29 protein-coding genes are annotated in these 24,450 nt (G+C 66.9%); 16 read left to right on the top strand and 13 right to left on the bottom strand.

Features of this window, described 5'->3' with window-relative positions:
* Nucleotides 1-24: 24 nt before the first annotated feature.
* Complete coding sequence (locus tag LPH33_RS23500; protein ID WP_229566314.1) at nt 25-546, top strand: YdcF family protein; 522 nt, start codon at nt 25-27, stop codon at nt 544-546.
* A 12-nt stretch (nt 547-558) separates the two neighbouring features.
* On the opposite strand, the gene LPH33_RS23495 is transcribed toward LPH33_RS23500, so the two are convergent.
* Both LPH33_RS23495 and LPH33_RS23490 read right to left on the bottom strand, forming a co-directional pair.
* Entirely contained in the window at nt 559-1,071 is a 513-nt protein-coding gene (locus LPH33_RS23495; protein ID WP_229566313.1) for a DinB family protein, read from the bottom strand.
* 98 nt (nt 1,072-1,169) lie between these two features.
* Entirely contained in the window at nt 1,170-1,790 is a 621-nt protein-coding gene (locus LPH33_RS23490) for a class I SAM-dependent methyltransferase (protein WP_229566311.1), read from the bottom strand.
* Between the two features lie 145 nt (nt 1,791-1,935).
* On the opposite strand from LPH33_RS23490, the gene LPH33_RS23485 reads away from it, so the two are divergent.
* Nucleotides 1,936-2,415, top strand: a complete 480-nt coding sequence (locus tag LPH33_RS23485) for a hypothetical protein (RefSeq protein WP_229566310.1) — start codon at nt 1,936-1,938, stop codon at nt 2,413-2,415.
* A gap of 2 nt (nt 2,416-2,417) precedes the next feature.
* Nucleotides 2,418-2,615 (top strand): helix-turn-helix transcriptional regulator, encoded by a 198-nt coding sequence (locus LPH33_RS23480; RefSeq protein ID WP_229566308.1) that lies wholly within the window; start codon nt 2,418-2,420, stop codon nt 2,613-2,615.
* 51 nt (nt 2,616-2,666) lie between these two features.
* On the opposite strand, the gene LPH33_RS23475 is transcribed toward LPH33_RS23480, so the two are convergent.
* The 3 genes from LPH33_RS23475 to LPH33_RS23465 form a co-directional block, all read right to left on the bottom strand.
* Nucleotides 2,667-3,506, bottom strand: a complete 840-nt coding sequence (locus tag LPH33_RS23475; protein ID WP_060652688.1) for a mycofactocin-coupled SDR family oxidoreductase — start codon at nt 3,504-3,506, stop codon at nt 2,667-2,669.
* A 61-nt stretch (nt 3,507-3,567) separates the two neighbouring features.
* Nucleotides 3,568-4,851 carry a cytochrome P450 gene (locus LPH33_RS23470; protein ID WP_060652689.1) on the bottom strand — a complete coding sequence of 428 codons (1,284 nt, stop codon included), beginning with the start codon at nt 4,849-4,851 and terminating at the stop codon, nt 3,568-3,570.
* Between the two features lie 4 nt (nt 4,852-4,855).
* On the bottom strand, nt 4,856-5,086 hold the full coding sequence (locus LPH33_RS23465; RefSeq protein WP_229566306.1) for a ferredoxin: 231 nt from the start codon (nt 5,084-5,086) through the stop codon (nt 4,856-4,858).
* 138 nt (nt 5,087-5,224) lie between these two features.
* Between LPH33_RS23465 and LPH33_RS23460 the strand changes: the two genes are divergently transcribed.
* Nucleotides 5,225-5,833, top strand: coding sequence for a TetR family transcriptional regulator (locus LPH33_RS23460; protein WP_229566304.1), 609 nt, complete (start codon nt 5,225-5,227; stop codon nt 5,831-5,833).
* 21 nt (nt 5,834-5,854) lie between these two features.
* Here the strand turns inward: LPH33_RS23460 and LPH33_RS23455 are convergent, their stop codons facing one another.
* Entirely contained in the window at nt 5,855-6,469 is a 615-nt protein-coding gene (locus tag LPH33_RS23455; protein WP_229566303.1) for a dihydrofolate reductase family protein, read from the bottom strand.
* Between the two features lie 131 nt (nt 6,470-6,600).
* Here LPH33_RS23455 and LPH33_RS23450 point away from each other — a divergent pair, with 131 nt between their 5' ends.
* Nucleotides 6,601-7,017, top strand: coding sequence for a VOC family protein (locus tag LPH33_RS23450; protein ID WP_060652693.1), 417 nt, complete (start codon nt 6,601-6,603; stop codon nt 7,015-7,017).
* Here the strand turns inward: LPH33_RS23450 and LPH33_RS23445 are convergent.
* The 3 genes from LPH33_RS23445 to LPH33_RS23435 form a co-directional block, all read right to left on the bottom strand.
* On the bottom strand, nt 6,999-8,489 hold the full coding sequence (locus LPH33_RS23445; protein WP_420714464.1) for an amino acid permease: 1,491 nt from the start codon (nt 8,487-8,489) through the stop codon (nt 6,999-7,001). The two genes, LPH33_RS23450 and LPH33_RS23445, sit on opposite strands and share 19 nt — an antisense overlap.
* Nucleotides 8,482-9,735: a Glu/Leu/Phe/Val dehydrogenase dimerization domain-containing protein gene (locus LPH33_RS23440; RefSeq protein WP_060652694.1), complete on the bottom strand. Its 1,254-nt coding sequence runs from the start codon at nt 9,733-9,735 to the stop codon at nt 8,482-8,484. Before LPH33_RS23440 ends, LPH33_RS23445 begins: the two co-directional genes overlap by 8 nt.
* 141 nt (nt 9,736-9,876) lie before the next feature.
* Nucleotides 9,877-10,386 (bottom strand): Lrp/AsnC family transcriptional regulator, encoded by a 510-nt coding sequence (locus tag LPH33_RS23435; protein ID WP_229566301.1) that lies wholly within the window; start codon nt 10,384-10,386, stop codon nt 9,877-9,879.
* A 186-nt stretch (nt 10,387-10,572) separates the two neighbouring features.
* Here LPH33_RS23435 and hppD point away from each other — a divergent pair, with 186 nt between their 5' ends.
* A complete protein-coding gene (hppD, locus tag LPH33_RS23430; RefSeq protein ID WP_229566300.1) occupies nt 10,573-11,778 on the top strand; it encodes a 4-hydroxyphenylpyruvate dioxygenase in 1,206 nt (401 codons plus the stop codon).
* Between the two features lie 8 nt (nt 11,779-11,786).
* On the opposite strand, the gene LPH33_RS23425 is transcribed toward hppD, so the two are convergent.
* Nucleotides 11,787-12,227 (bottom strand): SRPBCC family protein, encoded by a 441-nt coding sequence (locus tag LPH33_RS23425; RefSeq protein ID WP_059382785.1) that lies wholly within the window; start codon nt 12,225-12,227, stop codon nt 11,787-11,789.
* A 150-nt stretch (nt 12,228-12,377) separates the two neighbouring features.
* Here LPH33_RS23425 and LPH33_RS23420 point away from each other — a divergent pair, with 150 nt between their 5' ends.
* The 5 genes from LPH33_RS23420 (at nt 12,378) to LPH33_RS23400 (ending at nt 17,259) form a co-directional block, all read left to right on the top strand.
* Nucleotides 12,378-13,505 carry an NDMA-dependent alcohol dehydrogenase gene (locus tag LPH33_RS23420; RefSeq protein ID WP_229566298.1) on the top strand — a complete coding sequence of 376 codons (1,128 nt, stop codon included), beginning with the start codon at nt 12,378-12,380 and terminating at the stop codon, nt 13,503-13,505.
* Nucleotides 13,506-13,571: 66 nt separating this feature from the next.
* Nucleotides 13,572-14,198: a TetR/AcrR family transcriptional regulator gene (locus LPH33_RS23415; protein ID WP_060652697.1), complete on the top strand. Its 627-nt coding sequence runs from the start codon at nt 13,572-13,574 to the stop codon at nt 14,196-14,198.
* A gap of 93 nt (nt 14,199-14,291) precedes the next feature.
* Nucleotides 14,292-15,503 (top strand): acyl-CoA dehydrogenase family protein, encoded by a 1,212-nt coding sequence (locus LPH33_RS23410; RefSeq protein WP_229566296.1) that lies wholly within the window; start codon nt 14,292-14,294, stop codon nt 15,501-15,503.
* Entirely contained in the window at nt 15,500-16,528 is a 1,029-nt protein-coding gene (locus LPH33_RS23405) for a phosphotransferase family protein (RefSeq protein WP_229566294.1), read from the top strand. Before LPH33_RS23410 ends, LPH33_RS23405 begins: the two co-directional genes overlap by 4 nt.
* Nucleotides 16,525-17,259 (top strand): SDR family NAD(P)-dependent oxidoreductase, encoded by a 735-nt coding sequence (locus tag LPH33_RS23400; protein ID WP_229566293.1) that lies wholly within the window; start codon nt 16,525-16,527, stop codon nt 17,257-17,259. Before LPH33_RS23405 ends, LPH33_RS23400 begins: the two co-directional genes overlap by 4 nt.
* Nucleotides 17,260-17,280: 21 nt before the next feature.
* Here the strand turns inward: LPH33_RS23400 and LPH33_RS23395 are convergent, their stop codons facing one another.
* The gene (locus LPH33_RS23395) at nt 17,281-18,660 is read right to left on the bottom strand and encodes a cytochrome P450 (RefSeq protein ID WP_229566291.1); all 1,380 of its coding nucleotides are present in this window, start codon (nt 18,658-18,660) and stop codon (nt 17,281-17,283) included.
* A gap of 95 nt (nt 18,661-18,755) precedes the next feature.
* On the opposite strand from LPH33_RS23395, the gene LPH33_RS23390 reads away from it, so the two are divergent.
* Nucleotides 18,756-19,376, top strand: a complete 621-nt coding sequence (locus LPH33_RS23390; protein ID WP_229566290.1) for a TetR/AcrR family transcriptional regulator — start codon at nt 18,756-18,758, stop codon at nt 19,374-19,376.
* Between the two features lie 66 nt (nt 19,377-19,442).
* Here LPH33_RS23390 and LPH33_RS23385 read toward each other — a convergent pair whose 3' ends face one another.
* Nucleotides 19,443-20,165: a ribulose 1,5-bisphosphate carboxylase large subunit gene (locus LPH33_RS23385; protein ID WP_193902774.1), complete on the bottom strand. Its 723-nt coding sequence runs from the start codon at nt 20,163-20,165 to the stop codon at nt 19,443-19,445.
* Between the two features lie 108 nt (nt 20,166-20,273).
* On the opposite strand from LPH33_RS23385, the gene LPH33_RS23380 reads away from it, so the two are divergent.
* The 4 genes from LPH33_RS23380 to LPH33_RS23365 are packed head-to-tail and all read left to right on the top strand — an operon-like array spanning nt 20,274 to nt 22,783.
* Nucleotides 20,274-20,804, top strand: a complete 531-nt coding sequence (locus LPH33_RS23380; protein WP_229566288.1) for a methylated-DNA--[protein]-cysteine S-methyltransferase — start codon at nt 20,274-20,276, stop codon at nt 20,802-20,804.
* Nucleotides 20,791-21,306, top strand: coding sequence for an RNA polymerase sigma factor (locus LPH33_RS23375; protein WP_229566286.1), 516 nt, complete (start codon nt 20,791-20,793; stop codon nt 21,304-21,306). The genes LPH33_RS23380 and LPH33_RS23375 overlap by 14 nt, the downstream gene beginning before the upstream one ends.
* Nucleotides 21,294-21,890: a methylated-DNA--[protein]-cysteine S-methyltransferase gene (locus tag LPH33_RS23370; RefSeq protein WP_229566285.1), complete on the top strand. Its 597-nt coding sequence runs from the start codon at nt 21,294-21,296 to the stop codon at nt 21,888-21,890. Before LPH33_RS23375 ends, LPH33_RS23370 begins: the two co-directional genes overlap by 13 nt.
* The gene (locus tag LPH33_RS23365) at nt 21,887-22,783 is read left to right on the top strand and encodes a DNA-3-methyladenine glycosylase family protein (RefSeq protein ID WP_229566283.1); all 897 of its coding nucleotides are present in this window, start codon (nt 21,887-21,889) and stop codon (nt 22,781-22,783) included. Before LPH33_RS23370 ends, LPH33_RS23365 begins: the two co-directional genes overlap by 4 nt.
* Here LPH33_RS23365 and LPH33_RS23360 read toward each other — a convergent pair.
* Complete coding sequence (locus LPH33_RS23360; protein WP_229566282.1) at nt 22,756-24,321, bottom strand: bifunctional 3'-5' exonuclease/DNA polymerase; 1,566 nt, start codon at nt 24,319-24,321, stop codon at nt 22,756-22,758. The genes LPH33_RS23365 and LPH33_RS23360 overlap by 28 nt on opposite strands.
* Between the last annotated feature and the right edge of the window lie 129 nt (nt 24,322-24,450).

Raw genomic sequence — 24,450 nt, 5'->3', positions numbered from 1 at the left:
GGGGCGACTCCTGCAATCGACACCGTGGTGAACGGTGCACTGTCCGTCACCCCGCTGTGCCAGGGAACCATCGACGCGCTGATCATCGCGTGCACCGAGCTCGAGAAGCTGACGCCGCACTTCCCGCTGATGCTCGACCTGAATCCGCGGGGTACGCACCTCGTCGTGCTCGGGGCCGGGCTCACCGAGGACGGCAAGATCCGGCCGGTGCTCGAAGAACGGCTCGAAGCGTCTCTTCGTGCAGCGCAACGCTATCCGGAGTCTCCGATCGTCGTCACCGGTGGCGTGCCGCGCAACGGCGTCACCGAAGCGCAGGCCATGAAGGACTGGCTGGTCGCGCGAGGCATTCCGCCGGAGCGCATCACCGAGGAATCGCAGTCGACTTCCACCGTCGAGAACGCACGCTTCACCAACGACGTTCTGCTCGAACGGCGAGCGACGGGCGCTGTGCTCGTGACGAACCGCGACCACCTCGAACGCGCGATGATCAATTTCCGGCAGGCGGTCGACGCACGCATTCCGGTCGCGGGCATCGTCGCAGCGTGAGCGCCGGAAGTATCAGCCCGGCGTGTTCGCTTTCCGAGTCAGCACCTGGCTGATCTCCGAAATATTCTTCGCCAGTTCGAAGTTGACCCACCCGGCCACTTCCCACAGGGGTGAGGGTTTGGGCATGAGTCCGACGATCGTCTTCTCGATGCCGGCAGTTTCGAGAAGCGCGACCCATTCGGTGTGAAGAGTCCGGATGCGGTCGGTCGAGCCGGACCACTCGTAGGCGTCCGGCCCGACCGCAGTTCCCCCACTGCAGACCGCCACGGTATTCGTCCACCACCACTCGATGTGCCAGAGCAGCCACGCGATCGTGGGCTCGGGAAGGACCTCGGCCGTCTCGTCCGGCCAGTCGGCGACGAGGCGACCGTCGACCCGTCGAACGCCCACACAGTTCGACGACGGCTCCCAGTGCACAGCAGCCTCGTCGATCCGCGGCAGCACGTGTTGCTCCGTGAAGAGCCAGACCAGGTCGAGTTGCTTCAGCAGCGTGCGGGTCGCGAGTGGCAGGGTGTCCGAGGGCATGCATGCAATCTTCGCGGAGATAGCGGACACATGCTCGATGTCGACACCGCGCATCTGTCCGCGGAGGTGTGCAAACGTTGCTGTGCAGTTATCAGTCTTCACGCGGCCGGTGCAGCCACCCCCAGCGACAACGCACCGAAGAACTTCGGCGTCTTCTCCTCGTAGAAGGTGTCGAGTTCGCGGATCTCGAAACCAGCACCGCGGATGAGGTCGGCGATCCGCCGTGTCAGATGGCAGCCACCCGCGACGCGCTTCTGGATCGGTTCGAGCCGGTGCTGCCACCGTCGGACGTTCTCGTCCGGGGCGAGCCCGTGTTCGACGAAGTGCAGGGTGCCGCCCGGTGCGAGGACACGACGTACTTCGCGCAAAGCCGCGTCGGCATCGGGGATGGTGCACAGGGTCCACGTCGACAGTGCGCTGTCGAAGGTGTTGTCCTCGAATGGGAGTGACTGCCCGTCCAGGCCGGATCGTTCGATGCGCACGGGGGAGCCCTCGATGCGCGGACGTGCGAGCTTCCATCCGAGGTCCGCGGGTTCGACGGCGCTGACGGACTCGACGGTGGTGGGGTAGTAGGGAACGTTGAGACCGGATCCGAATCCGATCTCGACGACGCGGCCGCTGAGGCCGGCGCACACTCGTTTGCGGTTCGATTCAGTGAACGACGGTGCACAGGCGATGTTCACCAGTCGCGGTACGACGTGATCGTTGTAGAGGCCCATGGCAGTCCCTTCGCCTCGTGGCGTCTCGATCTGCTCGATCCATCATGACACCTGCCCGGCCGAACGGAACGCCTCGTTTCCGCTGCGCCGAGGAAGCTGTTAAGTTACCTTTACATGTAAAGCACGCTTTACGGCGAAAGGGGCGATGATGGACAGCGGGGGTGCCGGATCGGCGGTGGCGCGGAGCAAATGGGGCAAGGTTCGAGTGGGCACACGGTGGATCGCCGCCGTACCGCCGGCCATCGTCCTCGGCATGGTGGCGGCGGTGGCACTCGGAGTGGTGGGCGCACTACTCGAACTGGTGCCGGAACATCCTGTCGTCTCGGGCATCGCCGTGGCGTTGGCGACAGTGTCTCCGCTGGTCGGTCTGGCATGGGTGCTCCTCGTGGATCGGTCGACTCTCGAAGGTGCAACGGACCGGCCGGAGGATTCGGTCGAGGCGTCCTGGTACGAGAAAGCCGCCTCGGGCGCATTCACCGACATTCTTCTCGTCACGGGCCTGGGATGCACCGCTCTGGCGTTCGCTCCGATCGAGGTCGAGGGTCTGCACGCGCTGATGGCGGTCGTTCTCGTGGCCTTCGCGTCGTTCGGTGTGCGCTACGCCGTGCAGCGTCGGAAGGGCTGAGGGTGCACAACTCGCTCGCGGGCCTGCGCGCGGAGAACGGATGGTCGCAGCAGAGGCTCGCCGACGAACTCGGCGTCTCGCGGCAGACGATAATCTCGATCGAGAAGGGACGATTCGACCCGTCCCTTCCCCTCGCGTTCCGCATTGCGCGCCTGTTCGGGCGTCGCATCGAGGACATTTTCGTACCCGACGAGGAATAACGGAGTGGCCGAGCGGATTCCCCGACAGAACCCGCTCGGCCACTTGCCCGATCACTTGAGCGTACTACCGGCGTCAACCGTGAGCGTGAGTCCGGTGACGTAACGGGACTCGTCGGATGCCAGGAACAGGACGGCATTACTGATGTCTTCCGGTTCCACCCACCCCACGGGCAGGACGTGCATGAACTGCGTAGCCGCCTTCATGTCCTCCGGACCCGGGTTCTCGAGGTCGGGACGGAACATCTTCATGGCACCCTCGTTCATGAACATCGGTGTGTTCACGTTGGTGGGGTGCACGGTGTTGACCCGGATGGAGTGCTGCCCCAGTTCGACGGCGAAGGTGCGCATCATGCCGACCATCCCGTGCTTCGCGGAGATGTACGGCCCCATGGTGGGGTATGCCTTCAATCCTCCGACCGAGCTCGTCAGGACGATCGATCCACCGTTCCCGCCCGCAATGATGTGCGGCACTCCGGCCTTGATCGACTTCCACACGCCGGACAGGTTGATGTCGAGCATCTCCTGCCAGTCGAACTCGTCCGTCTCGTGCAGCATCGCGCCACCGGTGCCGATGCCGGCGTTGGCGACGATGATGTCGAGACGGCCCAGTTGTTCGACGCCGTTGTCGACGGCGGCCTTCACCGCGTCGAAGTCGCGGACGTCGACTTCGGCCGTGACGATCCGTCGGTTGAGACTCTTGACGGCTTCGACGGTTTCGGCCATGTCTTCCGGGGTGGACGGTTCGATCTGCGCGTTCTCCCGGATCGGGCCGCAGATGTCGAGTGCGATGATGTCGGCACCCTCCTGTGCCAGCCGGATGGCGTGACTGCGCCCCTGTCCGCGTGCGGCTCCGGTGATGAACGCGACCTTGCCTTCGACTCTTCCTGCCATTGAACACCTCTCACTTCGTGCACCGTCCAGTCGGGCGATGCAGAGCCATGGGATTGCCGGGTTACTGCGTGCTGCGGGTGAACTCGATATGCAGATCGACGAGCCCACGAAGGAGGAAGGTGGGTTCGTAGGCGAACACGCGGTCGTTCTCCGGGCCGTGTGCCTGCTCGCTGAGGCGGATGTCCTCCATCCGATCGAGCAGGCGGTTGAGGGTGACGTGCCCTTCGATGCGTGCGAGCGGTGCACCGGCGCAGGTGTGCAGACCGCGGCCGAATGCGATGTGATCGTGCGAGTTCTTCCGATCGAGCCGGAACTCGTTGGGATCATCGAACTTACGCGGATCACGGTTCGCAGCGGCGAGGCTCAGCATCACGACGGTCCCGGCCGGCACCTCGACGTCGCCGATGGTCGTGGACTTGCGCGCCAGGCGGAAGTCCACCTTCGTGGGGCTGTCGAAGCGCAGCGATTCCTCCATGAACGGTTTGATGAGACTGCGGTCCTCGCGCAGGATCTTCTGGTACTCGGGACGTTCGCATAGGACCCGCAGCGACGAACTGAGGAGTTTCGTCACCGTCTCCTGGCCGGCGGCGAACAGGAACGTTGCAGGTCGGACGACCTCGAGGAGTTCGGGTATCGAGCCGTCCGGATAGGTCGCTGCGGCCAGACCGCTGAGGATGTCGTTGCGGGGTTCGCGACGCCGGTCGGCGAGATACTTCTCGAAACGTCCGTCGAGGAATTCGAGGGGGTTGATCCCGACGGGTTCGTGATCGAGTGCGCCGACCCGCGTGCCGGGCCGTTCACCTGCGCCGAGTACCCACCGGAACTCCTCGCGATCCTCTTCCGGCACGCCGAGCAGGTCGGTGATCGCCATGGTGGCAAAGGGTTTTGCGTAATCGCCGAGGAACTCGCATCGGCCCTCGCCGATGAATTCGTCGATGACGTCGTCGGCCAGTCCCCAGAGGTACTCCTCGTTCTCCTTCAGTCGTTTCGGGGTGAGGAGTCGTCCGAGCAGCGACCGGGCGCGCGTGTGGTCGGGTGGGTCCATCGTCACCATGTGCTCGAAGATCGGGAACTGGTGACGGTGGGCCTCGATCTGTTCGGTGATGTCGTCGCCTTCGGGTTCGAAGGGCAACGGCGGGAACGGACCTCCGATCGAGTTGACGGCCGACAGTCCCTCGCTGTTCTTGAATCCTTCGACCACCTCCTGATAGCCGGTGACGACCACGACCCCGTAGTGGGGTTCCCGGTACACCGGGTTGCGACTGCGCATGTGGTCGAAGTACTCGAACGGACTCTGGGCGATCTCTCCGTCGGTGAAGTAGTCGGAGGATGCGAGATCGGTCATCGGATCACTGACCTTTCGGGGAGGAGGGGAGGTTCTCGACGATGCCGATGGCCTGCCGAGGACAGGCGGTGGCAGCGGAATATGCCTTGGGCCATAGGCTTTCCGGAGTGTTCTCGTCGCAGGTTGCGATGTCGTCGTCGGAAAGGTCGAAGATCTCGGGTGCGATCTCGATGCACAACGCGTGGGCTTCGCACAGGTCCCGGTCGATGTGCAGACGCTTCGGTGATCCCGTCATCGGCGCTCCAGAAATGGGATGTGGGCTCGAACGGTGGCGGTGTGGCCGGGCTGGGTGTTCGCCACCGGGGTAGGGTGTAACCGTGTTACCTGGGTAACGATAACGCGGTTACCGCTTGACGGCAAGGATGTTTTCGGAATGAGTGGTATCGCTATCCCGAACGAAGCGGACGAGGCGCGATCACGCCTGCTCGAGACCGTGATCGAACTCCTGGAGGAAGGTGGCTACGACGCCGTCCAGCTGCGCGAGGTCGCGCGCCGGACGCGCATGTCGCTGTCCACCGTCTACAAACGGTTCGCGACACGCGAGGAACTGATCCTCGCCGCCATCGAGCACTGGATGAAGGAGAACCACGCCGGCCTCGTCGAGCAGCCGCGTGCGCCGGGTGAGCGCCTGCATCCGGCGATGATGCGCGTCATCCGCGCCATCTTCGAACCGTGGGAGAAGAACCCCGCGATGCTCCTCGCCTACTTCAGGGTGAGAACGGCACCCGGTTGGGAAGGGCTGCACACGCGAGGTTTCGACGAGGTGATTCCCGTCGGCATGGCCGTTCTGGAGGATGTGGATCCGGTCTTCGTCGAGGAGTCGAAATCGATCCTGTCGAGTGTCGTCTTCGGCCTCGTCGGCCGGTGCATCGAGGGGCAGATCGGGATCGCCGAAATCATGCCGACGATCGATCGCACGGTCTACTGGCTGACCACGGGGTACGAGGCTGCGCAACGCGAGGGGCGCGGCCAGGACTCCTGACCGCGCCCCTCGTTGTCGGGGTCACTCGACTTCGGCGAGTCCGTACTCGGGTCGCCCGGCCGGCCGGTACACGGTGATGAGGACACCGGACGAGGTGGTGCGCGATTCGACGAGATCGAACTTCGTGTCGCGACCCCCGACGGGGAACAGTCGCCGCCCCTGACCGAGGACGACCGGGAACGTGATGAGGCGGTACTCGTCGACGAGATCGTGTTCGAAGAGCGTGTGGACGAGACGGATGCTGCCGTGCACCTGCAGTTCCCGTCCCGGCTGCTTCTTCAGTTCCGCGACCGCGGTGGGCACGTCGCCCTCGAGGACGGTCGTGTTCTGCCACTTCGGGTCGGTGAGCGTCGTGGAGGCGACGTATTTCGGGAGGGTGTTGAGTGCACGGGCGACCGGGTCGTCGGGATCGGTCGAGTTCGGCCACGACGCAGCGAAGACGTCGTAGGTGTTCCGGCCCAGCAGGAACGCATCGACCTTCGAGAACACCTCGTCGATGAACTTGCCGGTGTCCTCGTCGAACAGCGGCATCACCCAACCGCCGCGTTCGAAGCCGTCGCTGCGGTCCTCGTCGGGACCGCCCGGTCCCTGGGCCACACCATCGGCCGATACGAAGGTCGTCACAGTGAGCTTCATCGTTGTCCCCTTCCGAAGGTTGTCGCCGAGTACCGACCCGGGGATCGTGGAAAATTCATCGCTTGCATCCCTCGGGCACGGAAGGTATCTCTGGACGCAGCGTCGCGTGTCGATGACGGACTGCGTCAGGCATGGAGGCGTGGGACCACAAGGAGTTCTCCTTGAGTATTGCGTTCAACCACACCATCGTCGCGGCCGACGACAAGCAGCATTCGGCCTACTTCCTCACCACCCTGTTCGGATTGCCCGACCCGGTGCCCGCCGGGCACTTCCTCGCCGTCGAACTCGCCAACGGCGTCACCCTCGATTTCGCCGAACCGCCACCGGACGTGGAGTATCCGCCGCAGCACTACGCATTCCTGGTGTCGGAGGAGGAGTTCGACGAGATCTACGCCCGGATCCTCGAGCAGAAGATCGAACACTGGGCCGACCCCCGGCAGTCGGCGCACGGCATCAACAGAAACGACGGGGGTCGAGGAACCTACTTCCTCGACCCCGCCGGTCACTTCATGGAGATAATCACGCGTCCCTACGGTTGGCGCTCCTGAGCCGTCTCGACCCGAGCCGTCCCGGCCGCAGCGCGTCGCCGTGCCAGCACCGTGCAGGTACCGGCGATCGCTGCGGTCAACGCGCCGGTCGCGAGCAGCTGCGTGCGGGCGGCGGTGTCGAACAGGGCGAGCACCGCGATGCCGGCGAGCAGACCGAGCGTCGCGTACGACAGGTACGGAAAGCCCCACATCTTCAGTGGCAGTGCATCCTCGGTGCCGTTGCGGCGTGCGCGACGACGGAGCACGAGGTGCGAGACCGCAACGAACGTCCACAGCACCAGGATCGTGGAGCCGACGGCGTTGAGCAGCAGCGGCAGCACCCGGTCGGGGTAGAGATAGTTCAGTCCGACCGTGACGAAGCCGAAGGCCACCGAGGCGAGCACCGCATTACGGGGAACGCCGTTGGACGACAGTCGCCCGAAGACAGGGTGCGCCGATCCGCGGTGCGACAGCGAGAAGATCATCCGGGAAGCGCTGAACAGCATCGCATTGAGCGACGAGAGCAGTGCGACCACGACGATCACGGTCATCACCGCGGCAGCGCCCGGGACGGCCCCGGCCTGCAGCACGGCGACGAACGGACCGGTCGCGAGATCCTCGGAGGTCCACGGCAGGATCGTCACCATCACGAGTACCGACCCGATGTAGAACACGAGGATGCGCCACACCAGGGTGCGCACCGCGCGGCCCACGTTGCGCCGGGGATCGGCGGTCTCCGCGGCGGCAATCGCGATGATCTCGGTGCCACCGAAAGCGAAGACCACGATGAGCAGGCCGGCGGCGATACCGGCGATGCCGGTGGGAGCGAACCCGCCGTGCGCAGTGAGGTTGGAGAAGCCGGTCGTCTCGAAGGTGGGCATCCACCCGGCGATCATCGCGACACCGATCACGAGGAAGCCTAGGATCGCGACGATCTTGATTGCGGCGAACCAGAATTCGACCTCGCCGAAGCGGCGCACGCCGACGAGGTTCACGCCCGTCAACACGACCATGTAGAACAGCGCGGATGCCCACTGGGGGATGCCGGGCAGTGCCACTGCGGTGATCGCGGCGGCACCGGTGGCCTCCGCGGCGATCACGATGATCACCTGCACCCAGTACAACCAGCCGATGGTGCGCCCCGCGACGGGACCGAGCGCGTTCTCGGTGTGCTCGGAGAACGCACCGCTGGCGGGGTTGGCCGCAGCCATCTCGCCCATCATGCGCATCACGAACACGACGAGAACGGCCGCCACCAGGAACGAGATCAGGATCGCGGGGCCGGCGACGGCGATACCCGCCCCCGACCCGACGAACAGGCCGGCCCCGATGGCGCCGCCGAGGCTCATCATGACGAGCTGGCGGGGCCGCATGGCGCGATGCAGACCGGCGGTGTTCTGGGCGCCGGTCGTCGTCCCGGCGGTGTTCTGGGCGCCGGTCGTCGTCCCGGCGGTGCCATGGGCGCCGGTCGTCGTCGCCAGGGTGTCAGTCATCGATGCGCTCCCCGGCCGGGACCAGCTGGTCCAGTGCGATCTCGAAGGCCGTCGCGGCGAGTCCGGTGGGCTCGGTCGACCGGTCGTGGCAGCGGCGCAACGCCGTCTCGATGGTGGTGGACACATCGCCGAAGATCGCGGCGTCGGAGACCTCCACGTCGCCCTCCATGAGCTGGGCGAAGGCCCGGGCCATGCCGCAGTTGGCGATGAAGTCGGGGATCACGGAGACGGATTTGTCGGCGTGCTCGTAGGTGGGGCCGTAGAAGATCTCGTCGTCGGCGAACGGGACGTTGGCGCCGGAGGCGATCGACTCGAGTCCCGCGGCGACCATGCGGTCGACCTGCTCGCGGGTGACGAGGCGGCTCGCGGCACAGGGCAGGAAGATCTCGGCTCCGAGATCCCAGATGCGGGCGTTCACCTCGTCGAAGGGGATCATGCGGTCGCTGCGCAGGGCGTTGCCGTCGCGCTCGAGCAACAGGGTGCGGACCTCGTCGAAGGAGAGACCCTCGGGTGCGAGGATGCCGCCGTCGCGGTCGATGATGCCCACGATCGAGGCGCCGGCCTGGGCGAGATAGTAGGCAGCGGCAGCGCCGACGTTGCCCCAGCCCTGCACCACGACGCGCTTGCCGGCGAGGTCGGTGCCCCGGTAGACGAGCTGGTGGTGGCGGACCGACTCGGCGACGCCGTAGCCGGTGATCAAATCGGCGACAGTGTATTTCGTGCTGGTGGCGGGAGTGAACCGCGCGTCCTCGACGACTTTCGCGACGCCGAGCCGCAGCTGACCCACCCGCTGGATGCGCTGGCGCTCGTCCTTGCCGAAGTGTCCGTTGACGACACCTTCCTGCGGGTGCCACAGGCCGTTGGCCTCGGTGAGCGGAACGACCTCGTGCATCTCGTCGACGTTGAGGTCGCCGCCGGTGCCGTAGTAGGCGCGCAGCAGGGGAGTGACGGCCGCGAACCAGCGGCGCAACACGCCCTCCTTGCGGGGGTCGGACGGATCGAAATCGATGCCGGACTTGGCACCGCCGATCGCGGGTCCGGAGACGGTGAACTTGATCTCCATGGTCTTCGCCAGCGACTCGACCTCGCGCCGGTCGAGGCCGCGGCGCATGCGGGTGCCGCCGCCGGCCGCGCCACCCCGCAGCGAGTTGATGACGACCCAGCCCCGGGCAGTGGTCTCGGTGTCGTGCCACTCGAAGACGATCTCGGGGGCTTTTTCTTCGAATCGCGTCAGCAGGTTCTTCATGGCGAAAGACTGTGACGGCAGTAACAAATGCTGCGCAACTGTGGCTCGTCGAACTGTGCAGCGTGCGGAGGGTCCGGATGCCCGTAGCGCTTTTTTCTAGGCAATCCGGCTAGTCGGAAACGGATTGTGAACGTGATCGGTTCAGCGGCGGTAGGCCGGTGCCTTCGCGGATCGTTCGGGCTCGAGGGTGCGAAGCAGCGGCATCGCCCGGTAGTGCACCACTTCCGACAGCACCATCACACTCGTGGACCGCGCGACGATCGAAGAGCGGTTCAGCTCGATGAGGGTCTGCTGGAGACCGAGATGCGATTCGGCCCCGATTCGGCACAGCACGTCGCCCGCGCCGGTGGTGGCGAACGCCTCGAGCACACCGGGGATGCGCTCGAGGACTTCGGTGACGTCTTCGAGCGCGCCCTGCACGATCTCCATCGTCACGAACGCCTGCACGTCGAAACCTGCTGCGGCGAGGTTGATCCGGGGTTCGTAGCCCGCGATCACCCCGGTCTCCTCGAGGCGCCGCAGGCGGGCCGAGACGGTGGCACGCGCGACCTTCAACCGGCGGGACAATTCGAGCGCGCCGATCTTCGGGTCGGCGTGCAAGGCCTCGAGGAGAGCGAAATCCAATTCGTCCAGCTGCACGGGCTCGCGCATCGCGGTTCCTTCCCATCGAGCGCCGAAAACTAGTCCGATTGTATAGGTGGGTGTGCGGATTCCGGCGGATTCCAGTCAGTCGGACCAGTTGCCGAAGGCGACGTTGCGTCGCACCGACGGGTGGGTTTCTCCTGGTGACACACGACACAACGACTGTGCCGCAGTGAGCGGCAGGAGGTTGCAGCGATGACTCTGGAATACACCCTGACCGACAGCGAACGACTCGCTCAGCTCGACGCCGAGGAGCTCCGGCGCCTGGTCGGTCTCGTGGAGTACGACAGCGAACGGGACCCCTTCCCCGTCAGCGGCTGGGACGCCGTGGTGTGGGTGGTCGGAAACGCCACGCAGACGGCGCACTACTACCAGTCCGCCTACGGCATGGAACTCATCGCCTACTCGGGACCCACCACCGGCAACCGCGACCATCACGCCTACGTACTGCGCAGCGGCGCCGTGCGATTCGTGATCAAGGGTGCGGTGGATCCGGACAGCCCGCTGATCGAGCACCACCGCCTCCACGGTGACGGCGTCGTCGACATCGCCCTCCAGGTCCCGGATGTCGACAAGTGCATCGAGCACGCCCGGAAGCAGGGGGCAACCGTCCTCGAGGAGCCCTACGAGATCAGCGACGAGAACGGCACCGTCCGCATCGGCGCCATCGCGACCTACGGCGACACGCGGCACACGCTCGTCGACCGGTCGCGCTACAACGGCCCGTACCTGCCCGGCTACGTCGAGCGCACCTCGACCTACCGCAAGCGCGAGGGTGCGCCCAAGCGCATCTTCCAGGCGCTCGACCACGTCGTCGGCAACGTCGAACTCGGACGCATGGACGAGTGGGTCGACTTCTACAACCGCGTCATGGGTTTCACGAACATGGCGGAGTTCATCGGCGACGACATCGCGACCGACTACTCGGCGCTCATGAGCAAGGTGGTGTGCAACGGCAACCACCGCGTGAAGTTCCCGCTCAACGAGCCCGCCATCGCGAAGAAGCGTTCGCAGATCGACGAGTACCTCGACTTCTACCGCGGACCGGGCGCCCAGCATCTCGCGCTGGCCACCAACGACATCCTCACCGCGGTCGACCGGTTGCGCGAGGAGGGCGTCGAGTTCCTCGCGACTCCCGATGCGTACTACGATGATCCGGAGCTGCGCGCCCGTATCGGTGAGGTCCGGGTGCCGATCGAGGAGCTGAAGAAGCGGGGCATCCTGGTCGACCGCGACGAGGACGGCTACCTGCTGCAGATCTTCACCAAGCCCGTCGGCGACCGCCCGACCGTGTTCTTCGAGCTGATCGAGCGCCACGGCTCGCTCGGCTTCGGCAAGGGCAACTTCAAGGCGCTGTTCGAGGCGATCGAGCGGGAGCAGGCCGCGCGCGGCAACTTCTGAGTCCGGTTCTAGACGAGCTGACCGAGCCGCGTGCGCAACGCGTGCTCGGTCTGCCGGATCGCCGTTCCCACAATGGGTTCGATGAGCATGCCGAGTGTGCGGCCGGCGATCCCGCCGGGCAGCCGGTAGCCGAAGTCGACGTCGAGCCGCGTCGCGTCGCCGAGGTCCGTGAAGGTCCACGACGACGCGGCGCGGAATCCTGCGATCGAGTCGAGGACGATCACGCGATTGCGTTCCCATTCGACTACTTCCACGCGCGAGTCGAGATCCTTGGGGCCGATCCGCATGGTCGAGTCGTAGACGGCACCGAGGCCGGAGACCTGTTCGCCCACGGGTTGGAAGCGGGCCACCCCGAACATCCAGTCCGGGACGTTCCGGTAGTCGTCGACGTAGGAGAACGCGAGGTCGACAGGGATGTCTGCGACGGCGCTGTGGCGGACGTGAATCATGGCTGGAGCCCTTCACGAGAAGTTGTCTGTTACTCAATGTAGCGGGTAACTGCGCGCTCCGGAAGACGTTCGAACCCGTTGCTCTAACGTCCGATAAGTGCTTGAATGCCGTGACGCACGTCACACACACTTTCGGTTCAGGAGGCTCGGGTGAAGACGAAGGCAGCAGTCGTCAAGGGAATCAACCAGCCGTGGGAGATCGAGGAGATCGATCTCGGCGATCCCGTCGCAGGTGAGGTGCAGATCCGCCTCGCGGCCTCGGGTCTGTGCCATTCCGACGAGCATCTGCGCTCGGGGGCGACACCGCTTCCGTCCTTCCCGGTCCTCGGTGGTCACGAGGGCGCGGGCGTGGTCACCAAGGTGGGCCCGGGAGTACGGGGTCTCGAGGAGGGCGACCACGTCGTCCTCGCGTTCATCCCCGCCTGCGGCCGCTGTCGGGCTTGCGCCAAGGGCATGCAGAACATCTGCGACGAGGGCGCCGGTCTGCTCACCGGCCAGGCGATCTCCGACAAGACCTACCGCGCGACGCTGAACGGCGACCCGGTGCTGCAGATGTGCCTGCTCGGCACGTTCGCGCCGTACGTCACGGTCAACGAGGCGTCGGTCATCAAGATCGAGAAGGACATCCCGCTCGAGAAGGCGGCACTGCTCGGATGCGGTGTCGCGACCGGCTGGGGTTCGGCCACCGAGATCGGCGGCACCAAGCTCGGCGACACCGTGGTCGTCATCGGTGTCGGCGGTGTCGGCATCAACTCCGTCCAGGGTGCGGCACACGCCGGGGCGCGGTTCGTCGTCGCGATCGACCCGGTCGAGTTCAAGCGGCAGAAGGCCAAGGAGTTCGGCGCGACGCACGTCTTCGCGTCGATCGAGGAGGCCGCACCGGTGATCGGTGAGATCACCTGGGGCCAGATGGCCAACGTCACCGTCATCACCGTCGGTGAGATCACCGGCGACATCATCGGCCCCGCACTCGGTCTCACCGCCAAGGGTGGCCAGATCGTGGTCGTCGGCATGGGCCACGCCACCGACTCGCAGGTGACGATGAGCCTGTTCGAACTGACGCTGCTGCAGAAGCGCTTGCAGGGGGCCATCTTCGGCGGCATCGGCCCGCGCTCGCAGATCCCGAAGCTGCTCGAGCTGTACCGCAACGGGCAGCTCGACCTCGACAACCTCGTCACCAAGACGTACAGGCTCGAGGACATCAACGAGGGCTACGCCGACATGCATGCCGGCAAGAACCTCCGCGGCCTCGTCCTCTACGGCGAGGACGATTACTGATCCTGCGAGCGGCTACTGATCCGGCGAGCGCCGGCGCCGCCGGAACCGTCCCTTACGGTGTTGAGCATGGACACGCGTGAGGATTCGGTTTCCGGCGACGTCGGCTCTTGGCGGGACTACGGCCCGACCGACCTGCCCAAGCCGCTCGCCGCTGCGCTCGAGGCGTTCGCCGAACGCGGCTACGACGGCACGTCCATCCGCGAGGTCGCGTCGCGGTCCGGTCTGTCGGTGCCGGGGCTGTACCACCACTACCCGTCGAAGCAGGCGCTGCTGGTCTCGCTCACGACCACCGTGCTGCACGACCTGCTCGCCCGCAGCCGGCAGGCGATCGATGAAGCCGGACCCACCCCTTCCGAGAAGTTCGACGCCGTCGTCGAGTCGCTGCTGCGCTTCCACATGTTCCGCCGCGACCAGGCGTTCGTGGCGTCGACCGAGATGCGCAGCATGGAACCCGAGGCCCGTCGCGCGTTCGTCGCCCTGCGCGACGAGCAGCAGCGCATGATCGACGAGATTGTCGAGGCCGGAGTCGCCGACGGCACCTTCTCCACGCCCTTCCCGATGGACGCCAGTCGCGCGGTGACGACGATGTGCGTCGCGGTGGCGAGCTGGTACCGGCCGGACGGCTCGCTGTCGCCCGACGAGATCGTGCACCGCTACCTGCAGGTCGCGCGGAACGCGGTCGGAGCGAAGTAGCCGAGCACCCCTTCCGGGCTTGACCCGATGGCGGGGATATGCCACCGTGAACTCGACCGAGCGATCGATCGGTCGGTACGGAAGGAGTTCAGCATGGCGGTCGACCTGTCCTACTCGGACCACATCCGGGACCTCATCGCGCGGACCGAGCAGTTCGTCCGCGACGAGGTGCTTCCCGTCGAGGACGCCCACGGTGGCGACATCACCGCGGCCGGTGGCGACGCGATCCGGGCAGATCTGCAGAAGGCCGCCAAGGCTGCCGGTGTCTTCGCTCCGCACGCGCCCGTCGAATACGGCGGCCACGGCCTGAACATGTCCGACCGCGCCCCGGTCTTCGAGGCCGCGGGCTACTCGCTCTTCGGCCCCACCGCGCTCAACATCGCCGCCCCCGACGAGGGCAACGTGCACATGCTCGCGCACATCGCCAGCGACGAGCAGAAGCAGCAGTTCCTCGCGCCCCTCGCCGCCGGCGACGTGCGCTCGGCCTTCGCGATGACCGAGCCCGCCCCCGGTGCCGGTGCCGATCCCAACGCTCTGAACACGCGCGCCGAGAAGGTCTCCGGTGGCTGGAAGATCAACGGCCGCAAGCACTTCATCACCGGTGCCGACGGTGCCGGATTCTTCATCATCATGGCCCGTACCTCGGGTGAACCCGGCCAGCGCGGCGGCGCCACGATGTTCCTCGCCCCCGCCGACACCGCGGGCCTGAAGGTCGGCCGCCACATCAACACCCTCGACCGCTCCATGATCGGCGGTCACTGCGAGGTCGACTTCGAGGACCTGTTCGTCCCCGACTCCGCCGTGCTCGGCGAGGTCGATCAGGGCTTCGCCTACGCGCAGGTGCGCCTCGGCCCTGCCCGCATGACGCACGTGATGCGCTGGCTCGGCGCCGCCCGCCGCGGTCACGACACCGCCGTCCGCTACGTCGCGGAGCGTGAAGGCTTCGGCTCCCGCCTCGGCGATCTCGGCATGATCCAGAAGATGATCGCCGACAACGAGATCGACATCGCCGCGACCCGCGCGCTGCTCGTGCAGGCGTGCTGGGAACTCGACCAGGGTTCGCACGCGTCGAACGCCACGTCGATCGCCAAGACCTTCGCCGCCGAGGCGATCTTCCGCATCGTCGACCGCTCCGCTCAGATGTGCGGCGGTCTCGGTGTCTCCGAAGACCTTCCGATCGCACGCCTCACCCGCGAGGTCCGGCCGTTCCGCGTGTACGACGGCCCGTCCGAGGTGCACCGCTGGGCCATCGCCAAGCGTGCCGTCGGCGCCGTCCGCAAGGCAGCCCGCGAGACCGCGAAATGACCGCCGTGCACGAGGGACTCGACCTCGCCGTTCTCGAGCGTTTTCTCGCCGATTCCGGTGTGACCGTTCACGGTGAACTCCGGGCGGAGCTCATCTCGGGCGGCAAGTCCAATCTCACCTACGGGTTGCGCGACGAGAAGTCCCACTGGGTGCTGCGTCGACCCCCGACCACGGGTCTGACCCCGTCGGCGCACGACGTCGCCCGCGAGTTCCGCATCACCTCGGCGTTGAAGGGCACCGGTGTGCCGGTCGCGCCCACCGTCGTCCAGTGCGAGGACGATTCGGTGATGGGTGCGCCGTTCACCGTCGTCGAGTTCGTCGACGGACGTGTGGTGCGCAGCAAGACCGACCTCGACGCGCTCGGCGACGACGAGATCGACCGCTGCGTCGGTGAACTCGTGCGCATCATCGCCGAACTGCACAACGTCGACTTCGAGACCGTCGGCCTCGGGGGACTGGGCCGGCCGGACGGCTACGTGACCCGGCAGGTGAAGCTGTGGGCGAGCCAGTGGGGCCGGGTGAAGACCCGCGAATTGCCGGATCTCGAACGGCTGCACGCCGCGCTCGCCGAATCGATCCCGGAGTCGCCCGCGCCGTCGATCGTCCACGGCGACTACCGCATCGACAACACCATCCTGGACCCGAACGACCCGGCACGCGTCGTCGCCGTGGTGGACTGGGAACTGTCCACCCTCGGCGACCCGCTCACCGATCTCGCCATGATGTGCGTGTACCGGCATCCGGCGCTCGACGACATCCTGGGCTTCCCGGCGGCATGGTCGAGCGACCGCCTGCCTGCGGCGGACGATCTGGTGCAGCGCTACGCCACGGCGTCGGGTCGCGACATCGCCAACTGGAACTTCTACATGGGCCTGGCCTACCTCAAACTCGCCGTCATCGCCGAGGGCATCAACCATCGGTGGCGTGCCGGGGCGACCGTCGGCGACGGTTTCGACCGTGCCGGTGAAGCCGTGCCGGACCTGGTGGCAGCAGGACTCGCAGCACTGAAGGGAGCCCACGCGTGACCAGCGCGCTCGTGACCGGAGCATCGAGGGGAATCGGCCTCGGTATCGCAACCCGTCTCGCCGAACGCGGCTATTCGCTGACGATCAGCGCCCGCGGCGCGGAACGCCTCGAGAGCGTCGCCGAGCGACTGCGGGAGGCGGGCGCCAAGGAGGTACGGGCCGTTGCAGCCGATCTCGCCGATCCGGAAGCCACCGCCCGCGTCGTGGAGACGCACCGCGAGGCGTTCGGTTCCATGAAGGCACTGATCCTCAATGCCGGTGTCGGCACGGCAGGTCCGATCGCCGAGTTCCCGGCCCGGCGGTTCGACAAGACGGTCGCCGTGAACCTCAACGCCCCGTTCGCGCTCATCCAGGCGTCGCTGCCGTTGCTGCGCACCGAGGCGGAGAGCGATCCGGCCCGCGGATCGAAGATCGTTGCGCTCTCGTCGATCACGGGTGTCTACGCCGAGGCCGGTCTCGCCGCCTACGGTGCGACGAAGGCCGCGTTGATCTCGCTGGTGGAGACCCTCAACGCCGAGGAGTCCGGCAACGGAATCTCGGCGTCGGCGCTCGCCCCCGCCTACGTCGACACCGACATGTCCGACTGGATCAAGGACAAGATCCCGGCCGAGTCCATGATCGAGGTGAACGACGTCGTCGAGATCGTCGACGCGCTGCTCAAGCTGTCGTCGCGGGCCGTGGTGCCCAAGCTCGTGCTCAGCCGCGCGGGCGCGGGTCTCTACACCGCCTGATTGTCTGCACGGCCTGACTCTCTACACGGCCTGACGGTCGGGGTCGGTCGACCGCAGTCGCAGGTCGACCGGCTGCCCGTCGGACGGGAACGGCAACGACGTGAAGTCGAGCGGGGCGACGTAGCCGGGGTCGACGTGCCACTCGAAGCGCAGCAGCAGTTGGTGGACGATCGCCTTGACCTCGACCCCGGCGAAGTGCATGCCGAGGCACTTGTGTACGCCCCCACCGAAAGGCTCCCACGCGTACCGGTGGACCTTGTCCTCGCGTCGATGGTCCGCGAAGCGTTCGGGATCGAAACGTTCTGGCTCCGGCCAGTATTCCGCCATGTGGTGCGTGAAGTGCGGTGCCACGGAGGCATACGTGCCGGCAGGCACGAAATGTCCTCGAACCTCGGTGTCGTGCATGGCTCGTCGTGCGAGGACCGGGACCGGGGAGACCAGCCGGAGGCATTCCTTCATCACCAGGTCGAGGCTGCCGAGCGCATCGAGATCGGCGTGGCTCGGCGCGGCGGTGCCCAGCGCGAGCGACTCGGCCCGGCACCGGTCCTGCCACTGCGGGTATTGCCCGAGGTACTGCATCATCGTGGAGATCGTGATGGTCGACGTGTCGTGCGCGGCCATCAGCAGGAAGATCATGTGATCGACGATCTCGTCGTCGCTGAACCGTTGTCCCGCTTCGGATTCGATGTGGCACAGCACGGAGAAGAGGTCGTCCGTCTCGCGCGAGCGTCGCGCCGGGAGATAGTGCCGGAAGAAGTCCTCGAGCACCCGGCGTCCGTCGAGTCCGCGCTTCCATCGGGTGCCGGGGACGGGATACCGGACGATCGAGGTCGCCGCCTGCACGCAGTCGATGAATGCTTTCTTCACCGCTTCGATCTCGGCCGGTGTGGAGTCCTCGGCGCCGCCCATGAAGATGTCGGTGGCAAGGTCGAGGGTGAGTGTCTTCAGTGCCGTGTAGGCGCGGAATCCGTCGGTGGGAACCCACTTGTCGAGCTTCTGGGCGATCGACGGATTCATGGCATCGACGGTCTTCTCGAGGCGTGATCGGGTGAACGTCTGCTGCATGATGCGGCGGTGTCGGAGATGTTCCTCCGAGTCGAGGAGCATGAGGCCGCCGTGGAAGAACGGCCCGATCAGTGCCGACCAGCCGTCGCCGTTGGCGAAGGCCCGGTCCTTGTTCTGCAGCACCTCCTGGCAGGCGTCGGGTCCGAGGACCGAGATCCAGCGTCGGCCGGCCGCCGAGAAGCAGGAGACCTCGCCGTAGCGGTCCCAGTGCTTCTGCATCATCGCGAGTGGATCGCGGATGTATTCGAGGACGTGCCCGATACCGGGTATTCCCGACCGTCCCGGGACCGGGCGCAGATGGGAGTGGGCGGGGGGAGCCGCCAGGATCCGGGTCACGACGAACCTCCAGTTCTGCGGATATCTGACAGAATCCCCTGTCAGATTGGGGTGTAGTCTGCGTCACATCGATCCGGTCTGTCAAGATCGGTCCTATGACTTCCCCTGCGTCCCGCCGCTATGCCGGTCTGAGCGGCGAACAGCGCGTCGCGCTGCGGCGCGAAGCCCTGCTCGAAGCAGGACTGGAACTGTTCGCGGCCTCGGGGAAGAGCGGCGCCACCATGACCGCCATTTGCGCCCACGCCAAGCTGACGGAGCGGTACTTCTACGAGAATTTCACCAGCAGGGACGATCTGCTGCAGCAGGTCCTCGACAAGATCGCCGACGAGGTGCGCGAGGCCGTGCTCGCCGCGCTCCGCACCGGCACGGGCACACTCGAAGACCTCGTGCGGAACGCCATCGCGTCGTTCGTCGCGATCCTCACCGACGACCCGCGCAAGGGCCGGGTCTCACTCATCGAGTCCGCCGGCTTCGAACCCCTGCGCACCCACAGACGAGCGTCGCTACGGAGTTTCGCCCAGATGGTCGCCGACGAAGCGACCCGCATGTACGGCGACCGGGCGTGGCCGCCCGAACGGGGCGAGATCAACGGACTGCTGTTCGTCGGGGGTCTGGCCGAACTGGTCACCGCGTGGTTGAACGACGAGATCGCCATCTCGCCCGGCGAGATCGTCGACGTGGCAACGCACCAGTTCCTCTCCACGGCCCATCAGTAGAGCCGTCCGGGGGCGGTCAATCATCACCGACCGCGGTGCGGTCAATCATCACCGACCGCGGTGCGGTCAATCATCACCGTTGGTTTCCTTCTCCTCGCCGCGTCGGCGCAGGAAGTTGAACCCGGGCACGCCCACGATGGCCTGGCGGACGTCCTTGGCGACGAGGAGCAGTTCGTGGATCTCGGGGGAGACGGTGTCGAGTGTCGCCATGATGGGCAGGACCGCGTCGACCCGCTCGGTGATCTCGGGGAGCCGGTCGATGAGCTTGATCGCGGCGCGCAGTTCTTTTGGTGAGAACTCCTCGACGAACTGGGTGGCGAGGGGAGCGGCACGTTCGGCGAGGGGTTTGTAGGTCTCGAGCAGTTCCCCGGCGGCGTCGGAGCTGCGGCCGGCGGACTCGACGACGATCCGCGCGTCGGCCGCGACCACCGTCGCGTCGCGCACGACCCCGCCCGTCGAGTCGATGATCTCCGTGGCGCGCGTGACCGCATCGGCGGCTTCCTCCACCACACCGATGGTCGAGGCGATCACCTGCGTGGCCTGCGCGACGGCCACCGACGCTCCCTCGACGATGTCGGTGGCGTCGGTGACCACGCTGTCGATGCGGCGGATCAGCGATTCGACCGAGTCGATGAGAGATTCGGCCTCGTTGAGCAGGCCTTCCACCCGCGTCGGGAGCGACAGCGCGAACTCGGCGGTCTCGCGGGTGCGTCCGAGCACGGTCCGGGTGACGTCGACGATGGAACCGGCGACCGAGAGTCCGAGCGCGGGCACAGGCAGCGAGATCATGTCGTCATAGTGCAGTACGTCCGATCGTCGTGATCACGGACCTCACATTTTCGGCGTCCCGTTCGTCTACCCGATACAGAGCACACACCGGATGGAAGGATCGAGGCCGTGACCGCATTGCGCACCCACACCGTCATCGACACACCGATCGGCGAGTTGACGTTGGTGAACACCGACGGCGTCCTGAGCGGCGTGTACATGGCCGAGCATCACCCCGCGCCCGACCGCACCGGTTTCGGCGAGCAGGTCACCGAGGGGTTCGACGAGGTGATCACCCAGTTCGACGAGTACTTCGCGGGTCGCCGTACCCGGTTCACCGTCCCTATCGCTCCCGTCGGAACCCCGTTCCAACGGGAGGTGTGGGAGGCGCTGATGACGATCGAGTACGGCACCACGCGCACTTACTCGGAGATCGCTCTCTCCCTCGGCCGGCCCACGGCGGTACGGGCAGTCGCTGCGGCCAATGCCCGTAACCCGCTCTGCATCATCGTCCCGTGCCATCGCGTCATCGGTAGCAGCGGCAAGCTCACCGGTTACGCCGGTGGCCTCGAGCGCAAACGCTTCCTGCTCGACCAAGAGGCACGGGTGCTGAGTTCCGCCGAGCCCGATGTCGCCGGCGATACCCATGTCCCTGCCTGATCACCTACCGCGGGCGAGCCTGCCTCCTTTCGAGGAGGTGGTCGCCCGCCACGGCGCGACGGTCCTCCGGGTCTGCCGCGCACTGCTCGGAGCCGTCGACGCCGACGACGCCTGGTCCGAGACCTTCCTCGCGGCGTTGCGCGCCTATCCCGACCTGCCACCGGGCAGCAACATCGAAGCGTGGCTCGTGACCATCGCGCACCGCAAGGCCGTCGACATCCACCGTGTGCGTGGGCGGACGCCGGTGCCCACCGAGAACCTTCCCGAACCCGCGTCGGCCACGGGAATCCCCGGTGAGGGCGACGACGAACTGTGGAGCGCGGTCGCCGAGCTTCCCTTCACGCAGCGCGCGGCGCTGGTCTACCACTACGTCGGAGGCCTGCCCTACGCGGAGATCGGCACCATCCTCGGCAACAGCCCGGCCGCGGCACGTCGCGCGGCGGCCGACGGTCGGGCTGCGTTGCGTCGTCGGATCGAAAACGGAACAGGATGTCGCTCATGAATTTTCCACAACCCTCGGTCGGATCGGCCGATCTCGCGTGGTTGCGGGAGAAGCTCGTACTCGACGCCGAGGCGGCCGGCTTGCTCGATGTCGCGTTCCGCGTCGTCGACACCCCCGTCGGTCCGCTCCTGCTGGCCACCACCACCGTCGGACTCGTGCGGGTCGCCTACGTTGCCGACGGATCCGACGCCGTGCTCGACGAACTCTCCCGCCGGATCAGCCCGCGCGTGCTCGACGCGCCGCGGCGACTCGACCCGGTGGTCCGGCAGCTCGACGAGTACTTCGCCGGTGCGAGGACACATTTCGACCTTCCGCTCGATCTGCGTCTCGCCGACGGATTCCGGCGCGAGGTGATCACCCGTCTGCCCGAGATCGAATACGGGCGCACGGCGAGCTATGCCGAGATCGCGGCCGCGGCCGGAAGTCCGCGGGCGGTGCGGGCGGTCGGTACGGCGTGCGCGAAGAACCCGCTGCCCGTGGTGGTGCCGTGCCATCGGGTGGTGCGCAGCGACGGCAGCATGGGGCAGTACGTCGGGGGAGTCGAGGCGAAGAGGGCACTGCTGCAACTCGAGTCGGTGGCATGATCACCACCCTGCGGCTCCCGGTTGCCGAACCCGTTGCGGTGGGGCCGATGCTCGCGTCGCTGCGGAGCCACACCGTCCCCGACTACGAACACCACGACAGCGCCACCGGCACCCATCACCGCGCGATCCGCACGAACGGCGGCGCCGCGCATGTCGCCGTCCGCTTCGACGACCCGGCGACACCCGACGGCGGGAGACGCGGGGATGCGCGACAGCTCGAGGTTCACGTCGAGACCGCAGGTCGGGTGGATGTCGAGGAGGTCGGCGAGACGATCCGAGAGTGGCTCGATCTCGACGTCGACCCGTCCGTCGTCGATGCGGCATTCGAGCTCGATCCCGTGCTCGGGCCTCTCGTGCAGACCCATCCCGGTCTGCGCGTGGTCGGCACCACCGACTGGTTCGCCACCGCCGTGTCGACGGTGCTCGGGCAGCAGGTGAGTGTCGCAGCGGCATGCACATTCTCAGGACGACTCGTCGCGGCCTTCGGCGACGACGCACCCGGCGGGTTGCGGTGCTTCCCTACGGCGCACCGACTCGCAACGGTGGAGCAGAGCGACCTGCGTGCCGTCATCGGCACGACGCAGTCACGTGCCCGCACCGTCTCCGAACTGGCTCGGGTCGCAGCCGACGGGGTGGCGCCGGAGCAACCCTCGTTCGCGGCAGACCTTCTCGCGCTCCCCGGGATCGGACCGTGGACCGTCGACTATCTCGCTCTACGACTCGGCGACCGCGACGCGTATCCGTCCGGCGATCTCGTTCTCCGACGAGCCCTGCAGGTGGAGAGCGCACGCGAAGCCGCCGAGCGCGCCGAACAATGGCGGCCGTGGCGCGCCTATGCCGTCACCCACCTGTGGACGCATGCCACCTACTCGCCGCCCCCATCCTCGGCGTAGACGCTGCGCACGGCGGTGTCCATCGGGAAACGAACCTGCGTGTCGCCGAACATCAGGCGCGTCGCCACCTCGACGGAGGCCGTGATGTGCGACGACGCGAGTTCCGGATTGCCGGTGTGCACCACCACCTCGTCGTGCTGGAAGAACACGAGATCGCCGGCAGTCGGGTCGGGATCGGTGGTCAGGCGTCGTCGCAGTTCGGCGAGCACGCACAGCGCCCACTCGGCCGCGGTGGCCTGCACGACGAAGTTTCGCGTGAACCGGCCCCGCGCATGCGCATCGCCGTGCGAATGGAATCCCTCCGGAGCGGGCGGGCACGCACGGCCCAGCCACGAATGCACCACCTCGCCACGCTCACCCGCCCGTGCGGCACGTTCGACGAAGTCGACAGCGGTCGGGAAGCTGCGTCGCAGCACCGTCAGCAGGGCACGCGCGTCGCCGGACGTCGCGCCGTAAAGGACGCCGAGGATCGCAACCTTCGCCTTCGCGCGGTCGCCGGCGAAGGACGCAGCGGCAACCGGGGCGTACAGATCGTCCGTACCGGCGGCCGCCACCATGCGCCGATCACCCGTCATCGCCGCCAGGATCCGCGGTTCGAGTTGGCCCGCGTCGGCGACGACGAACGACCGGCCCGGATCGGCGACCACGCTCGACCGCAGCGCCTTGGGGATCTGCAGGGCGCCACCGCCGCGACTCGCCCACCGGCCCGACACGACGGCGCCGGGAACATAGACCGGGCGGAACCGGTCGTTGCGGACCCAGGTGTCGAGCCAGTGCCAGCCGTTCGTGCTGTACAGCTTCGACAACTCGCGGTGCCGCAGCAACAACGGGACCACGGGATGGTCGATCCGCTGCAGCACGTGCTTGCGGGTCGACTCGACGGTGATGCCCTCGCGGCGGAACGCCTCGAGCACCTCGCTGTGCGAGGCCGGATTCACGGGACGGCCGAAGGCGGCGCTGACCTCCTCGACCACCTCGGCGATGCGGCTCGGCAGGTCGTAGCCGGTCGGGCGCGGCCCGAGGGTGTCCTCGAGGAGGCGACGATGCGCCTGCGCCGAGAACGGCAACCCGTCGAAACCCATCTCGGCCGCTGCGAGCGTGCCGGCCGATTCGGCGGCGGTGAGCAACTCGAGGCGAGCATCGCCGGAGATGCGGCGCCGCTGATCGGCGAACTGCGCGACCACCGCCTCGACGTCGATCGCGGGTGCCGCATCGAAGAGACCGGGCCGCTCGTCGACCGGCTCCTCCGCAGTGGGTGGGGGCAGGCCTTCCCGCACGGCGAGGATGGCGCCGGTGGTGGCGAGATCGTGGCAGCGCTGCACCCGCACCCCGGCGCGGAGCAACTCGGGATAGACCGTTGCCGTCGAGGTCCACACCCAGCGCGGTCGCGATTCGGCTTCGATCGCTGCGACGGCATCCGCGAATTCGGGGTACTCACGTACCGGACCGAGCGGCGCACCGGATGCGTCGACCTCGACGATGCTTGCACCGCGACGGCCCCGGCCGTCCGCAGGATGAGGAATGACGACCGTGCGCACCCATACAGTGTGCTCCATCACGGCGACAGACCCGACGCGCGGTAACCCCCCGATTCACCCTCGAATTCACCCGTATCGAGAGCGATCCCCGCGAGAACCGCCACTACCGTGGTAGTGGAGGGACTCCGC

Source organism: Rhodococcus sp. RDE2 (genome assembly GCF_020885655.1).
Classification (GTDB): Bacteria; Actinomycetota; Actinomycetes; order Mycobacteriales; family Mycobacteriaceae; genus Rhodococcus; species Rhodococcus pyridinivorans.
The sequence above is the reverse complement of the archived record's forward strand: the minus strand, read 5'-3'. Positions and strand labels throughout refer to the sequence as shown.

Coding starts and splice junctions, on each gene's coding strand:
- LPH33_RS23495 (WP_229566313.1), bottom strand. CDS start 1,071: ATGCCCTCGGACACCCTGCCACTCGCGACCCGCACGCTGCTGAAGCAA.
- LPH33_RS23490 (WP_229566311.1), bottom strand. CDS start 1,790: ATGGGCCTCTACAACGATCACGTCGTACCGCGACTGGTGAACATCGCC.
- LPH33_RS23485 (WP_229566310.1), top strand. CDS start 1,936: ATGATGGACAGCGGGGGTGCCGGATCGGCGGTGGCGCGGAGCAAATGG.
- LPH33_RS23475 (WP_060652688.1), bottom strand. CDS start 3,506: ATGGCAGGAAGAGTCGAAGGCAAGGTCGCGTTCATCACCGGAGCCGCA.
- LPH33_RS23470 (WP_060652689.1), bottom strand. CDS start 4,851: ATGACCGATCTCGCATCCTCCGACTACTTCACCGACGGAGAGATCGCC.
- LPH33_RS23465 (WP_229566306.1), bottom strand. CDS start 5,086: ATGACGGGATCACCGAAGCGTCTGCACATCGACCGGGACCTGTGCGAA.
- LPH33_RS23460 (WP_229566304.1), top strand. CDS start 5,225: ATGAGTGGTATCGCTATCCCGAACGAAGCGGACGAGGCGCGATCACGC.
- LPH33_RS23455 (WP_229566303.1), bottom strand. CDS start 6,469: ATGAAGCTCACTGTGACGACCTTCGTATCGGCCGATGGTGTGGCCCAG.
- LPH33_RS23450 (WP_060652693.1), top strand. CDS start 6,601: ATGGAGGCGTGGGACCACAAGGAGTTCTCCTTGAGTATTGCGTTCAAC.
- LPH33_RS23445 (WP_420714464.1), bottom strand. CDS start 8,489: ATGACTGACACCCTGGCGACGACGACCGGCGCCCATGGCACCGCCGGG.
- LPH33_RS23440 (WP_060652694.1), bottom strand. CDS start 9,735: ATGAAGAACCTGCTGACGCGATTCGAAGAAAAAGCCCCCGAGATCGTC.
- LPH33_RS23435 (WP_229566301.1), bottom strand. CDS start 10,386: ATGCGCGAGCCCGTGCAGCTGGACGAATTGGATTTCGCTCTCCTCGAG.
- hppD (WP_229566300.1), top strand. CDS start 10,573: ATGACTCTGGAATACACCCTGACCGACAGCGAACGACTCGCTCAGCTC.
- LPH33_RS23425 (WP_059382785.1), bottom strand. CDS start 12,227: ATGATTCACGTCCGCCACAGCGCCGTCGCAGACATCCCTGTCGACCTC.
- LPH33_RS23415 (WP_060652697.1), top strand. CDS start 13,572: ATGGACACGCGTGAGGATTCGGTTTCCGGCGACGTCGGCTCTTGGCGG.
- LPH33_RS23410 (WP_229566296.1), top strand. CDS start 14,292: ATGGCGGTCGACCTGTCCTACTCGGACCACATCCGGGACCTCATCGCG.
- LPH33_RS23405 (WP_229566294.1), top strand. CDS start 15,500: ATGACCGCCGTGCACGAGGGACTCGACCTCGCCGTTCTCGAGCGTTTT.
- LPH33_RS23390 (WP_229566290.1), top strand. CDS start 18,756: ATGACTTCCCCTGCGTCCCGCCGCTATGCCGGTCTGAGCGGCGAACAG.
- LPH33_RS23385 (WP_193902774.1), bottom strand. CDS start 20,165: ATGATCTCGCTGCCTGTGCCCGCGCTCGGACTCTCGGTCGCCGGTTCC.
- LPH33_RS23375 (WP_229566286.1), top strand. CDS start 20,791: ATGTCCCTGCCTGATCACCTACCGCGGGCGAGCCTGCCTCCTTTCGAG.
- LPH33_RS23370 (WP_229566285.1), top strand. CDS start 21,294: ATGTCGCTCATGAATTTTCCACAACCCTCGGTCGGATCGGCCGATCTC.
- LPH33_RS23365 (WP_229566283.1), top strand. CDS start 21,887: ATGATCACCACCCTGCGGCTCCCGGTTGCCGAACCCGTTGCGGTGGGG.